General features: G+C 72.8%; 12 protein-coding genes. 4 read left to right on the top strand and 8 right to left on the bottom strand.

All coding sequences use genetic code 11. From position 1 onward, the window contains the following. Nucleotides 1-18 precede the first annotated feature (18 nt). Complete coding sequence (locus AMK18_RS04465; RefSeq protein WP_198956937.1) at nucleotides 19-942, top strand: FAD-dependent oxidoreductase; 924 nt, start codon at nucleotides 19-21, stop codon at nucleotides 940-942. Nucleotides 943-1,094: 152 nt separating this feature from the next. Here the strand turns inward: AMK18_RS04465 and AMK18_RS04460 are convergent, their stop codons facing one another. After that, nucleotides 1,095-2,840, bottom strand: coding sequence for a BCCT family transporter (locus AMK18_RS04460; protein ID WP_073861713.1), 1,746 nt, complete (start codon nucleotides 2,838-2,840; stop codon nucleotides 1,095-1,097). 74 nt (nucleotides 2,841-2,914) lie between these two features. Beyond that, nucleotides 2,915-4,240 carry a M14 family metallopeptidase gene (locus AMK18_RS04455; protein WP_073861712.1) on the bottom strand — a complete coding sequence of 442 codons (1,326 nt, stop codon included), beginning with the start codon at nucleotides 4,238-4,240 and terminating at the stop codon, nucleotides 2,915-2,917. Between the two features lie 172 nt (nucleotides 4,241-4,412). Here AMK18_RS04455 and AMK18_RS04450 point away from each other — a divergent pair, with 172 nt between their 5' ends. Further along, on the top strand, nucleotides 4,413-5,453 hold the full coding sequence (locus AMK18_RS04450) for a LacI family DNA-binding transcriptional regulator (RefSeq protein WP_018100172.1): 1,041 nt from the start codon (nucleotides 4,413-4,415) through the stop codon (nucleotides 5,451-5,453). On the opposite strand, the gene AMK18_RS04445 is transcribed toward AMK18_RS04450, so the two are convergent. Beyond that, on the bottom strand, nucleotides 5,416-6,315 hold the full coding sequence (locus AMK18_RS04445; protein ID WP_073861711.1) for an oxygenase MpaB family protein: 900 nt from the start codon (nucleotides 6,313-6,315) through the stop codon (nucleotides 5,416-5,418). The genes AMK18_RS04450 and AMK18_RS04445 overlap by 38 nt on opposite strands. 142 nt (nucleotides 6,316-6,457) lie before the next feature. Here AMK18_RS04445 and AMK18_RS04440 point away from each other — a divergent pair, with 142 nt between their 5' ends. Continuing rightward, nucleotides 6,458-7,360 (top strand): oxygenase MpaB family protein, encoded by a 903-nt coding sequence (locus tag AMK18_RS04440; protein WP_073861710.1) that lies wholly within the window; start codon nucleotides 6,458-6,460, stop codon nucleotides 7,358-7,360. A gap of 9 nt (nucleotides 7,361-7,369) precedes the next feature. On the opposite strand, the gene AMK18_RS04435 is transcribed toward AMK18_RS04440, so the two are convergent. From AMK18_RS04435 to AMK18_RS04420, 4 genes are all read right to left on the bottom strand, one after another. Further along, the gene (locus tag AMK18_RS04435) at nucleotides 7,370-8,179 is read right to left on the bottom strand and encodes a tetratricopeptide repeat protein (protein WP_073861709.1); all 810 of its coding nucleotides are present in this window, start codon (nucleotides 8,177-8,179) and stop codon (nucleotides 7,370-7,372) included. Between the two features lie 56 nt (nucleotides 8,180-8,235). Then, nucleotides 8,236-8,847 (bottom strand): TetR/AcrR family transcriptional regulator, encoded by a 612-nt coding sequence (locus AMK18_RS04430; protein WP_018100176.1) that lies wholly within the window; start codon nucleotides 8,845-8,847, stop codon nucleotides 8,236-8,238. Nucleotides 8,848-8,919: 72 nt separating this feature from the next. Further along, a complete protein-coding gene (locus AMK18_RS04425) occupies nucleotides 8,920-9,894 on the bottom strand; it encodes a GNAT family N-acetyltransferase (protein ID WP_073861708.1) in 975 nt (324 codons plus the stop codon). A 29-nt stretch (nucleotides 9,895-9,923) separates the two neighbouring features. Next, on the bottom strand, nucleotides 9,924-10,400 hold the full coding sequence (locus tag AMK18_RS04420; protein ID WP_073861707.1) for a macro domain-containing protein: 477 nt from the start codon (nucleotides 10,398-10,400) through the stop codon (nucleotides 9,924-9,926). A gap of 104 nt (nucleotides 10,401-10,504) precedes the next feature. On the opposite strand from AMK18_RS04420, the gene AMK18_RS04415 reads away from it, so the two are divergent. Continuing rightward, nucleotides 10,505-11,236, top strand: a complete 732-nt coding sequence (locus AMK18_RS04415) for a MerR family transcriptional regulator (RefSeq protein WP_073861706.1) — start codon at nucleotides 10,505-10,507, stop codon at nucleotides 11,234-11,236. Nucleotides 11,237-11,254: 18 nt separating this feature from the next. Here the strand turns inward: AMK18_RS04415 and AMK18_RS04410 are convergent, their stop codons facing one another. Further along, nucleotides 11,255-13,426: a 3-hydroxyacyl-CoA dehydrogenase NAD-binding domain-containing protein gene (locus AMK18_RS04410; RefSeq protein ID WP_073861705.1), complete on the bottom strand. Its 2,172-nt coding sequence runs from the start codon at nucleotides 13,424-13,426 to the stop codon at nucleotides 11,255-11,257.

The raw sequence follows: 13,426 nt of genomic DNA, 5'->3' as shown, positions 1-13,426 counted from the left end.
GACCGGAAGGCGGCAGTGGTGGCGGACGTGATCGTGGTGGGCGGCGGGGTCAGCGGACTGACCACGGCGAAGGTGCTGGCCGAGCGGGGCGACCGGGTGCGGGTGTGGTCGCGGGAGCCGGCCGGCGACACGACGTCGGCCGTGGCGGGCGCCCTGTGGTGGCCCTACCGGATCGAGCCGCTGGACCGCGTCGGCGACTGGTCGCTGGCCGCGCTGCGGTGGTACGAGGAGCTGGCCGTACGCCCGGAGGAGACCGGCGTACGTCTGGTGGACGGGCTCCACGGGGGCGAGCGCCTGGCGAACCTCGGGGCGTGGGCCGGGGAGCTGAAGGACGCCGTGGAGACGACCGAGGGTCTGCGGTGCCGGCTGCCGCTGATCGACATGCCGGCGCACCTGGCGTGGCTGGAGGACCGGGTGCGGGCGGCCGGGGGCACGGTCGAGCGCCGCACGGTCACCTCGTTCGCCGAGGCCGCCGCGGAGGCGGGGACGGTGGTCAACTGCACCGGTCTGGGCGCCCGCGACTTGGTCCCGGACGCCGGGATGCGACCGGTGCGCGGGCAGTTGGTGCTGGTGGAGAACCCGGGGATACGGGAGTGGTTCACCGAGGCCGACCCGGCGTCGAGCGCGACCACCTACTTCTTCCCGCAGCCCGGCCGCCTGGTGCTCGGCGGCACGGCGGTGGCCGACGACTGGACCGCGTCGCCCGATCCCCGCACGGCCGAGGAGATCGTGGCGCGGTGTGCCCTGGTCCGCCCGGAGATCGCCGACGCGAAGATCATCGGCCACCGCGTGGGCCTCCGCCCGGCCCGCGACGCGGGGGTCCGCATCGAGGCGGAGGACCTGCCCGGGGGCGCCCGGCTGGTGCACAACTACGGACACGGGGGCGCGGGCGTGACGGTGGCCCTGGGCTGCGCGCGGGAGGCGGCGCGGCTGGTGCGGTGAGGAGCCGGCAAAGCCGGCGCCACGGGGCGCCCGCCGCACCGGGGGCCTGCCAGGCCCCCTGACCCCGCCGTGCCGGGACAGCGTGGTCCGAGACGGCGGAGTGGGCCGACCCGGGCCGAGGCCCGCCCGCCCCCGCGGGCCCAGCCCGCCCCCTACGCCGGGCTGGAGCCCCCCGGCTTGTCGCCGTCGTGGCGCTCTGTTGTGATCTGGCTGCCGCCCGGGCCGATGCGGATCTCGAAGTCGCCGTCGTACTTGGCGTGGCCCTCGATGACCGCCGACTCCACGGCCTCCACGCCGAACTCGCGGCGCACGATCAGGGGGTCCTGGCGCAGGTCGCGCATCAGAGCCACGCACATGCAGATCATGACGATGGTGAAGGGTGCCGCGACCAGGATGGTGAGGTTCTGGAGGCCCGCCAGGGCGTCGCCCTTGCCGTTGCCGATGAGCAGCATGATCGCGGCGACCGCGCCGGTGACGACGCCCCAGAAGATGACGACCCACTTGGCGGGCTCCAGGATGCCCTTCTGGGACAGGGTGCCCATCACGATGGACGCGGCGTCGGCGCCCGAGACGAAGAAGATGCCGACGAGGATCATCACCAGGATGCTCATCAGCGTGGCGACGGGGAACTGCTGGAGTACCCCGAAGAGCTGCGCCTCCTGCGTCTCGGCGCCGCTCAGCTTGCCGCCCTCCTGGAGCTTGATCGCGGTGCCGCCGAAGATGGCGAACCAGATCAGGCTGACGGTGCTGGGCACCAGGATGACGCCGCCGATGAACTGGCGGATGGTGCGGCCCTTACTGATGCGGGCGATGAACATGCCGACGAAGGGCGTCCAGGAGATCCACCAGGCCCAGTAGAAGACGGTCCAGCTGCCGAGCCAGTCCGCGACCTTGCCCGCTCCGGTGGCCTCGGTGCGGCCGGCGAGCTGCGGGAGGTCGCCGAAGTAGGAGGCGATCGAGGTGGGAATGAGGTCGAGCACGATGATCGTGGGGCCCGCGATGAAGACGAACACGGCCAGGATCAGGGCGAGCACCATGTTGATGTTGGACAGCCACTGGATGCCCTTCTCCACCCCGGAGACCGCCGAGGCGATGAACGCCACGGTCAGCACGGCGATGATCAGGACGAGCAGGCCGGTGCCCGTCTTCTCCTTCCAGTTCAGCTCGTGGAAGCCGCTGCCGATCTGGAGGGCGCCGAGGCCCAGCGAGGCGGCCGAGCCGAAGAGGGTCGCGAAGATGGCCAGGATGTCGATGAACCGGCCGAGGCCGCCATGGGCGTGGCGGGGGCCGATCAGCGGCTCGAAGACGGCGCTGATGGTCTGCCGCCTGCGCCGCCGGAACGTGCTGTATGCGATGCCGAGGCCGACCACCGCGTAGATCGCCCACGGGTGCAGCGTCCAGTGGAACAGGGTGGTGGCCATCGCCGTCTGCATCGCCTCGGCCGCGTCGGCGGGGTGGGTGCCGGGCGGCGGGTCGGTGAAGTGGGCGAGCGGCTCGCTGACCCCGTAGAACATCAGACCGATGCCCATACCGGCGCTGAACATCATCGCGACCCAGGAGACCGTGCGGAACTCCGGCTCCTCGTCCTCCTGGCCGAGCGTGATGTTTCCGTACCGGCTGATCGCGAGCCACAGGGCGAAGACCACGAAGCCGGAGGCGGCCAGCATGAACGCCCAACCGCCGTTGTGGATGAGGCCGTTGAGGGCCTTGTCGGAGACGTCCTCCAGCGAGTCGGTGGCGGTGGCCCCCCAGATGACGAAGGCGAGGGTGAGGCCGGCCGTGACGCCGAACACCACCCGGTCGGTGACGGGGCGCCGGTTCTGGGACGGGTCGCCGGGGAGGTCCGCCGTCACCGACACGTCCCCTCTGCCGTCCGCTTTCTGATCGTCCTGCGACACGAATGGCACCTTTCACGGAAGCTGACAAATAGCTCTCCGTAGGCAGTACCACACCAAACGTCAATCTTTCGGGATCAACAAGCGGTATCGGGTTGACCGTTTGTGAGGTGATATGCGGCCCGTACGTCCAGCAGGAGCGGGATCAGCTTCCGGGCCGGCTGCCGCAGGGGTACGTAGACCCCGTCTCCGTCGGGGCGGGAGGTGACGGCGTGCAGCGCGAGTTCGTCCCCGACGCGGGCGAACTGCTCCCGCGTGAGGCGGTAGCCGCAGGGCGGGTCGGCGAGGGTGTCACCCCGCGCCGGAGCCTCGTCGTCCGAGCCCCCGAGGAAGACGGGCCCCCGGTCGTCGGCCCCGGCCGCGCGGGAGGCGGCGGTGGCCGCGGCGATGCCCGCCCGCTGCTCGTCCGCGTACCGGAAGAGCGCCTTGAGGACGACGAGTTGGGAGGTCACGCGGCGGCGGGCGTTGAGGGCGGGGTCGGCGCGCTCCTCGGCGGAGAGCGCGTCCGTACGGGATTCGGCCAAGAGTCCGACCGCGTGCGTGAGGCCGGCGATGTTGCGCAGGATGCGCTCCTGGCCGTCGCCGGCGGTCCGCTTGACCGGGTGGCCGGTGGCCGGGTCGGTCCAGACGCCGTACAGGCCGGTGCCGAACCCGGCCTTCCCGGCGGCGGGCCGCACCCGGTCCAGGGCCAGGGCCCGCGCCTCGTCGTGCAGCCGTGGGTCGGTGTTGGGGTTGCGGGGCCACAGGACGAGGAGGTCCTTGTCGTAGTACGGCGCGGTCGCGGGGTACTCGTGCAAGTCCTCGATCACATCGGGCTCGTGGTCGCGCAGTACGGCGGCGACGGCACGGGCCTCCGGGCTGCGCAGGGCGAGGTGGTCGCGGTTGATGTCCACGCCGTCGCCGTTGGTCCGGGTCCCCGCGGCCAGGCCGTCGGGGTTGGCGGTGGGCACGACCAGGACCTCGGTCCGGGCGAGCAGGGCGCGGGTGCGGGCGTCGGTGGCGTACGCGAGGTCCCGGACCGTGCTCAGGCACGCCTCGCGCGCGGCGGGTTCGTCGCCGTGCTGGCCGCAGACCAGGAGCACGGTGAGCGCGTCCGGCTCGGTGCTGCCGATCCGCACGAGGCGCAGCGGGCGGCCCTGGGCCGTGGTCCCGATCCGCCGCACGGAGACCCGGTCGCCGCGCCGGGCGAGGCCCGCGAGCAGGGACGCCTCCTCGGACTGCCGGGTCCAGCGCGCTCCCCCGGAGACCTCGAAGCCGGTCCGGGGCGCGGCGGTGCGGGCGGCGTCGGAGGGGACGCTGAGCAGGGGGACGGTCAGTGCGGCGGAGACGACCGCCAGGGCGAGATCGCGGGCACGGCCGCGCCGGGGCAGCCGCCGTCCCCCGGCCGTCGGCGCGATCGGCATGGCCGGAAAGTACAGCGGCGCCGTCCCGGGCGGTAGCCCCGCGCACGGGGGAATTCCGGAAACGGGCAGGAGGCTCCGGCCCGTTGGGCCCGGTCCCGGCCCGCCCGGGCCGGGACTAGGCTGGCGGGGCCGGCCGACCGGCCGGACCCGATGTGCCACAGAGGAGCGTCCCTTGCCCGGTCCGTCCCCCGATGCCCCGCTCCACGCCCGTCCCACGCTGGAAGCGGTGGCGGCCCGTGCCGGAGTCTCCCGGGCGACGGCCTCCCGGGTGGTGAACGGGGGCGCGGGCGTCCGGCAGCCGCTCGTGGACCAGGTGCGCAAGGCGGTCGACGAGCTGGGCTACGTCCCCAATCACGCGGCGCGCACCCTGGTGACCCGGCGCAACGGGGCGGTGGCGGTGATCATCGACGAGCCCGAGGTGCGGATCTTCTCCGACCCGTTCTTCTCCCAGCACATCCGGGGCATCAGCCGCGAACTGAACGCGCACGACGCCCAGTTGGTGCTGCTCCTGGTGGAGGGCCGGGGCGACTTCGACCGGGTCAGCCGCTATCTGGGCGGCGGCCATGTGGACGGGGTGCTGGCCTTCTCGCTGCACACCGACGACGAACTCCCCGCCGCCATACGGCGTTTCCGCGTTCCGGTGGTCTACGGCGGCAGGCCCGGGCGGCCGGGTGCGCCGACCGACGCGGTGCCCTTCGTGGACTGCGACAACCGGGGCGGCGCCCGGGAGGCCGTACGGCATCTGGCCGGGCTGGGCCGCCGGAACATCGCGCACATCGCGGGCCCGCGCGACCAGACCTCGGCGCTGGACCGGATCGACGGCTACGCGGACATCCTGCCGGACGCCGACCCGGCGCTGTTCGCGGAGGGCGACTTCACCGTGGAGGGCGGCGCCCGGGCCATGGCCGGGCTGCTGGAGCGGCGGCCGGACGTGGACGCGGTGTTCGCGGCGAACGACCTGATGGCGTCGGGCGCGCTGCGGGTGCTGCGGGAGCGGGGGCGGCGGGTGCCGCAGGACGTGGCGCTGGTCGGCTTCGACGACATGGAGTCGGTGGCCGAGGCGACGGACCCGCCGTTGACGACGATACGTCAGGACGTGGTGGGCATGGGCCGGTTGATGGTCCGGCTGCTGATGGAGAGACTGGAGGACGGCGGCGCCGGGCCGGAGTCGGTGATCACGCCGACGCGCCTGGTCCGCCGCGCCTCGGCCTGAGCCCTCCCGTGCGCGTCGCCCGGTGCGCCGCCCGCGCCCGGCGGGCCCGGGGCAGGTAGCGCAGGCGCTCCGGCAGGACCGGGACGACCAGCCGGACCACCGTGCAGAACCGCCGCAGGGCGCGCTCCTGCGCCTCGGTCCACTCCAGCCCGATGGCCTCGCGGGCGTCGGGCGGCATGAGCCCGACGGTGAGGAACGAGCGGAACCGGGCGAGCGGCGGGAGCAGCACCGGCCACACTGCCCTGAGCAGCAGCCGCAGCGCCCACGGCCCCCGGTCCGGCGGCGGGACGGCGGTGTCGGTGGCGACGAGCTCCGCGACGACGGGGGTCTTCTCGATCTCGTCGGCCAGCATGGCGCGGAAGTACGGCCAGAACTCCTCGATCGTCTGCGGCATGTCCCGGTCCTGGATGCCGAGCACCCGGCCCACCTGGAGCCATTCCGCGTACAGGGCGTGCTCCTGCGCGCGGCTGAGCGGGCGCAGCAGATAGCGGGCGCCGTGCATGTAGACGGGGTAGCCGGTGGCGTGCACCCAGGCGTAGTTGGCCGGGGTCAGGGCGTGGTAGGGGCGGCCCCGGGTGTCGGTGCCCTGGATGGTGCGGTGCAGGCGGCGGAGCCTGCGCCCCTCCTCGGCGGCCTCCTCGCCTCCGTACACCCAGAGCTGGAGCGAGCTGAGGGAGCGTTCGCCGCGTCCCCAGGGGTCCGTACGGAACACCGAGTGCTCGTCCACGCCGGCGCCGACGGCGGGGTGGGCGACCTGGAGGGTGAGGGCGGCGGGGAGCATCAGCAGGGCCCGCACATCGCCCGACAGGCTCCAGAGCACACCGCCGGGCGGGGGCGGCGCGGGGTCGTTCCTGTTGCTCATGCGGTGCTCCCGGCGGTGGTGTTGACGGCGTCGATGAAACAAGTCGATAGTATTTGTAACTTTGACTCTCCGGAACAGACGTGCCGTCACCTCGTTCCGCGACGGGCGCGTGGAAGCCGGGCCACGGACAGGAGGGCGCACCATGGGCCGGTACAGCCGCCTGCGTGAGATCCGCCGGATGGATCCGGCGCGGGACTACGCCGAGATCCTTCGGCTGATCTCCCAGTACGAGTTCCCGTGGGACTACCGGCAGGGCGTGAGCGTGGCGTTCCTGCGTGATTACGGTGTCCCCCGGATCTCCGTGCTCCTCGACCGCACCCAGGAGTTCGAGCGCCACGGGCAGAAGCGGTACGACGACACGGTGCTGATCGGGTACGAGATGGCGGTCGACGGCTTCGACTCGGAGCGGGGGCGGGCGGCGGCCCGGCATCTGAACCGCATCCACGGCAAGTACCGCATCGAGAACGACGACTTCCGGTACGTCCTGGCGACGACGGTCGTGGGGCCGAAGCGCTGGATAGACCGGTACGGCTGGCGCCCGCTGTGCGCGCAGGAGGTGCGGGCGCTCGCGGAGGCGGCGCGGAAGACCGGGGCGATGATGGGCATCGAGGACGTGCCCGACACGTACGAGGGGTTCGAGCGGCTGCTCGACGCGTACGAGGAGCGGATGTTCGCGTACGACCCGGCGAACCGGCGGGTGGCCAGTGCCACGTTCCGGACGATGGCGAGCTGGTACCCGCGCCCGTTGCGGCCGTTCGTCGCCCGGTTCGCGCTGGCGGTGCTCGACGAGCCGCTGCTGAGGGCGCTGGGCTTCCGGCCGCAGCCCCGGTGGGCGCGGACCTCGGCGTCGGCGGCGCTGCGGCTGCGGGCGCGGTGCGTGCGCGGGATGCCGGCCAGGCCCCGGCGCTTCCCGGCCCGGCCGCGGCCGCGTTCGTACCCCTTCGGCTGGCGGCTGGACGACCTCGGGCCGCACTGGGCGCGCAGCCGGCCGCTGGAACCGCTGCCGGACGAGGCCGTCGCCGCGCCGGGCCCCGAGCGCGGCTGAGACGCACGGTCAGGCGGGGTCGAAGCGGGCCAGCAGTTCTCGGGCCTCACCGGTGCGGTGGTGGTCCGGCCCGAGGGAGGCCAGGCAGGCGGCGAGGGCGGCGTCGGCCCGGGTGCGGGCTTCGGCGACGCGGCCCAGGCCCAGCAGAGCGGTGCCGGTGGCCAGGTCCACGGCTCCCGCGTCCGGGCCGCGCTGTCCCTCGGACAGGGCACGGTGCAGTTCGCCGGCGGTCGCGGCCTCGGCAAGCGCTTCCTCGTAGCGTTCCTGGCCGTTGAGGCTGCGGGCCAGGCCGAGCTGGAGCACCTGGCGGAAGTAGGGGGTCGCGCTCGGGTCCGCCAGGGCGTCACGGGCCAGCGCCTCGGCCTTCACGTGCTTCCCCTGCTTGTTGAGGACGTAGACAAGTCCGTTGGTGGCCGCGACCGCGACGAGTCGCTTGTCCTCGTCCGCGGCCCCGGCCGCGGCACGGACGACGGCCTCGCACTCCGCCTGGCACTCGGCGTGCCGGCCCGTCGCGACCAGCTGCTGGGCGCGGTCGGAGCGGAGTTTCAGGGTCTGCCAGTGCTCGGCGCCGTAGAAGTCGTGGGAGACCGCGAGGGCCTCCTCGTACTCGCCGACGGCTTCGGTGTGGCGGCCCTGGGCGCCCACCGAGAGGGCGATCACCGTCCGCGCCACCACGAGTTCCCGCTCGGACAGCGGCGACCTGATCAGGGCACGCCCCTCCTTCTCCGCCTCGGCGTACTGCCCGGCGTGGTACAGCTCGGCGAGCCGGAAGACGGGGGACGGTTTCGTACGTCTGGCGCGCGATCGGAAGAACTTCATGCCGGGAGCTTAGGGAGGGGGCGCGCGGGGTCCGGCAACGGGTGGGTGCTTCCCGCTCAGGCGGCGAGCAGCGGCACCAGGCAGCGGCGGGCGAAGTCGCGGACCTGGGCGTCGTCGTCCAGCTCGAAGCAGCTGACCGGGTTGAGGAGGAAGGAGACGGTGATCCGGACCATGAGCTCGGCGACGGGCGTGGGGTCGGTCTCCGGTCCGCCCTCCAGCCGCCGCACCTCGCGCAGCCTGCCCGCCAGATAGCCCCGGATCGCGAGGAAGGCGGGGCCGCTCCCCACGGTGAGGAAGGGCAGCATGGTCTCGGGCTCCAGGCGCAGCAGCCCGCCGATGAGCGGGTGTTCGCGGATATGCCGCAGCACGGCGACGAAGCCCTCGACCAGCCGGTCCTCGGGGGTGGGCAGCGCGGCGACGGCCTCGTCCACCTCCTCCACGAACCTGCGGTACTCGCGCAGCAGGCACGCGGACACCAGGCTGTCCTTGTTGCCGATCCGCCGGTAGACGGTCACCCGTGACACCCCGGCGCGCTTGGCCACGTCGTCCACGGTGGAGCGGCGCAGCCCGAAGGTCATGAACTGCTCGCGCGCGGCATCGAGGATCTGCTCCCCCAGCACGTCGGCGACCGCCCCGGCCCCCGCCGCTTCCCTGCCGCGCCCCGCCATGAGCCCTCCCCGGTCCGCCCGCACACCCGCAACAGAGTGACACGCCCCGTATCCCCGTACCAGGCCGGGGCGTCAGCCCGGCAGCGGCTTGCGGTAGCGCACGTACTCGTTGCGGCGCCGGAAGCCGACGCTCTCGTAGAGGTCGTACGAGCGGTGGGGGTTGGCCGTCCCGGTGTACAGGCGGGCGCTGGTGGCGCCGTGTTCGCGCAGGCTGCGCAGTCCGGCGAGCAGGACGGCCCGCCCGAGGCCCAGCCGCCTGGACCCGGCGCGCACGCTCAGCTCCTCGACCTCGCCGGTCGTGCGGTCCCGGGCGCGGAGCGAGCAGAGGGCGACCCCCGCCATCTCCTCGCCCTGCCAGGCGGCCCGCCAGCAGGCCGGGTCCGCCTTGGCCAGGAAGCGTTCGTACGGCCACTCCTCGGTGTATGCGGCGTCCCGGTACGAGTCGACCACGGTCCGCCAGGCCGCGCGGTAGTCGTCCGGCCCGACGGGTCCGATGCGGATGCCGGGCGGCGGCTCGCCGGCGCCGGGCAGCGCGCCCAGGTCCGGCAGTTCCAGCTCCACCAGGCTGAATACGCGCCGGTATCCGGTGTCCGTCAGCAGCCGCGCGGCCTCCCGCTCCCCGGCCATGGCGTTGGCGCCGAACACCGCTGTGGCCGCCGTGCCCTGCTCCGCGACGAGCCCGCGGACGTGTTCCTCGGCCCACGCGAGCATGGCCGACCCGACGCCGCGCCCCCGGTGGCCGGGCAGCAGGTGGCCCCGGTGCAGATACAGCCAGGTCCCGTCCCGCTCCCGCCACCACCGGACGGCCGCGTACCCGACGACGGCGCCGCCGTGCTCGATGAGGACCTGGTCGCGGGCCGGGTCCGCGAGCGCGGCGGACGCCGTGCCGATCGTCTCCGCGTCCGGCAGCCCCTCCACGACCGAGCCGGGGTCGACCCGGTCGTGCTCCGCGCTGCCCGCGCGCACGGCGGCCATCGCGCTGTGGTCCTCGGCGCCCCGGTACGCCCTCAGGACGTATCCGGGTACGCCGGTCCCGCTCTCCGTCATGACTCCCCCTCAGGAGCCCCGTGCGGGGCTCAGTCGAAGTCGTACACGGTCACGGACAGATTCCGTGCCGTCAACCGGCTTTCTATGAGGGGCTCGATCCGGGACCAGGTGCCGCCCGCGAGGCCGCAGCCGATCCGGGGCATGTGCAGCGAGGCGCCGAGCTCCAGGGCGTGGTCGGCGACGGTGGCCAGGCCCGTGTCGATGGCCTCGTAGCGCACCGGGACGCCCTTGCTTCCCCGTCGCATCCCGTGCTGGCCCACCAGGTTCGCCACCTGGACGAACGGGGAGACCCGCACGAACTGCACCGCGCCGAGGCCGAAGTCGTTCCGGGCGCGGTCGCGGTGCCAGCTGCGGTACGCGGCCTCGGGTTCGGGCCAGCGCCGGGAGAGGGCGAGCACGAAGCCCTTGCCCCAGCCGCCGAGGTCGTTGCAGACATGGACGATGACCTTGGCACCCTTGCCCTGCGGTGAGGTCGCGTCCCCTCGTACGTACCTGATCTCGGACATGTGTTCAGGCTAGGGGGCGGCACTGACAGTGGCCCGGCCGCACTTTCACATCGGTGGTGTAACAGCAATACTGTTGCACCGGGCACCGGACACGAGGAGCGGACATGGCGACCGAGGCCGAGGAGCCGAAGCTCACCGTCGACGAGCTGGCGGCCCGTGCCGGGGTGACCGTGCGGACGGTGCGGTTCTACAGCACCCGGGGGCTGCTGCCGCCGCCGGTGATCGGGCCGCGCCGGGTCGGGCACTACGGGCACGACCACCTCTCGCGGCTGGCGCTCATCGAGGAGCTTCAGCACCAGGGCATGACGCTCGCCGCGATCGAACGGTACCTGGAGCAGCTGCCGCCCGATCTGAGCGCCCACGATCTGGCCATTCACCGCGCCCTGGTCGCCTCCTGGGCGCCGGACTCCCCGGAGGACGCCTCGCGGGCGGAGCTGGAGCGGCGGGCCGGCCGGACGCTGAGCGGCCAGGACCTCGACCGGCTGGCCGCGATGGGGGTGCTGGAGAAGGCCGCGCCCGAGGACGGGGTGTTCCGGCTGGACCCGGGGCTGCTCCGGCTCGGCGTGGAACTGCTCGACGTGCCGATCGCGCACGAGACGATCCTCGCCGCCCGTACGGTCCTGCTGGAGCACACCCGGTCGGCCGCGCAGGAGCTGACCCGGCTCTTCCGGGACGAGGTGTGGAATCCGTACCGGGAGCGGGAGGCGGACCCCGAGCACGTCAAGGCGATGAAGTCGCTGTCCGCGCACATGCAGCCGATGGTGCTCCAGGCCCTGGTGACCGCGTTCCAGCGGTCGCTGAAGGAGGAGCTGCGGGCCGCGTTCACCGCGGAGTGAACGCGGCCGCGCATCGGGTCAGTCGTGGAAGGTCTCGCCCTTCTCCGCCTTCTCCACCAGCAGCGCGGGCGGCAGGAAGCGGTCCCCGTAGCGCTCGGCGAGTTCCCGGGCGCGGGCAACGAAGCCGGGCAGGCCGCCCTCGTAACCGTTGATGTACTGGAGCACGCCGCCGGTCCACGGCGGGAAGCCGATGCCCATGATGGAGCCGATGTTGGCGTCGGCGACGGTGATCAGGACGTTCTCCTCCAGGCAGCGGACGCTGTCCAGCGCCTCGGAGAAGAGCATGCGCTCCTGCATGTCGGTGAAGGAGATGTCCGTCCCGGGCTTCGTGAAGTGCTCGCGCAGGCCCGGCCACAGATGGGTCCGCTTGCCTGCCTCGTCGTACTCGTAGAAGCCCGCGCCGCCGCTGCGGCCGGGGCGGCCGAACTCGTCCACCATCCGGTCGATCACGGTGTCCGCCGGGTGCTCGGGCCAGGTGCCGCCCGCCTCCTCGACGGCCTTGCGGGTCTCGTTGCGGATCTTGCGCGGCAGGGTGAGCGTCAGCTCGTCCATCAGCGAGAGCACCTTGGCCGGGTATCCGGCCTGCGCGGCGGCCTGTTCGACGGAGGCGGGCTCGACGCCCTCGCCGACCATGGCGACGCCCTCGTTGATGAACTGGCCGATGACGCGCGAAGTGAAGAAGCCGCGCGAGTCGTTGACGACGATCGGGGTCTTCTTGATCAGGCGGACCAGGTCGAACGCGCGGGCCAGCGCCTCGTCCCCGGTCTTCTCGCCCTTGATGATCTCGACCAGCGGCATCTTGTCGACCGGCGAGAAGAAGTGCAGCCCGATGAAGTCGACGGGGCGCGAGACGCCTTCGGCGAGGACCGTGATCGGCAGGGTGGAGGTGTTGGAGCAGAGCAGCGCGTCGGGCTCGATGACGTCCTGGATCTCCTGGAACACCTTGTGCTTGAGGGCGGTGTCCTCGAAGACGGCCTCGATGACCGCGTCGCAGCCCGCGAGGTCGGCCACGTCACCGGTCGGGGTGATGCGGGCCAGCAGCTCGTCGCGCTTTGCCTCGGTCGTACGGCCCCGGGACAGCGCCTTGTCGAGCAGCTTCTCGCTGTACGCCTTGCCCTTGGCGGCGGCCTCGGCGGAGACGTCCTTGAGGACGACCTCGATCCCGGCCTTGGCGCAGGAGTACGCGATGCCCGCGCCCATCATCCCGGCGCCGAGGACGGCGACCTTGCGGACCCGGCGCTCCTCGATGCCCTTGGGGCGGCTGGCGCCGGAGTTGACGGCCTGGAGGTCGAAGAAGAACGCCTGGATCATGTTCTTGGAGACCTGGCCGGTGACCAGCTCGGTGAAGTACCGGGCCTCGATGGTCAGGGCGGTCTCGAAGTCGACCTGGGAGCCCTCGACGGCGGCGGCGAGGATGTTGCGCGGCGCGGGCATGGGCGCGCCCGCGATCTGCTTCTTCAGGTTCGACGGGAAGGCCGGCAGGTTCGCGGCGAACTTCGGGTGCGACGGGGTGCCGCCGGGGATCTTGTAGCCCTTGACGTCCCAGGGCTGCTGGGACTCCGGGTGGGCGTCGATGAAGGCGCGGGCCTTCTCCAGCATCTCCTCGGGCGTGGCGGCGACCTCGTGGACGAGGCCGTTCTCCTGGGCGCGGCGCGGGGTGTACTGGGTGCCCTGGAGGAGGACCTTGAGCAGGGCGTCCGCGATGCCCATGAGGCGCACGGTGCGGGTGACGCCGCCGCCCGCGGGGAGCAGGCCGAGGGTGACCTCGGGGAGGCCGATGCGGGAGCCGGGCGCGTCGAGGGCGATGCGGTGGTGGGAGGCGAGCGCGATCTCGTAACCGCCGCCGAGGGCCGCGCCGTTGATGGCGGCGACGACCGGCTTGCCGAGGGTCTCGATGCGGCGCAGCGAGTTCTTGATGGCGGTGCCGGTGTCGAACGCGAGCTGCGCGTTCGAAGGGCCGATCCGGATCATTTCCTTGAGGTCGCCACCGGCGAAGAAGGTCTTCTTGGCGGAGGTGTAGATGATGCCCCGGATGGAGTCCTTCTCGGCCTCGGCGCGGTCGGCGACGGCCGCGATGGAGTCCTTGAACGCCTGGTTCATCGTGTTGGCGGACTGGTTGGGATCGTCCAGTACGAGGGTGACGACGCCGGTCTCGTCCTGTTCCCAGCGGATGGTCGTGCTCTCGGTCAT

It is taken from the genome of Streptomyces sp. CB01249, from assembly GCF_001905735.1.
Classification (GTDB): domain Bacteria; phylum Actinomycetota; class Actinomycetes; order Streptomycetales; family Streptomycetaceae; genus Streptomyces.
The sequence above is the reverse complement of the archived record's forward strand: the minus strand, read 5'-3'. Positions and strand labels throughout refer to the sequence as shown.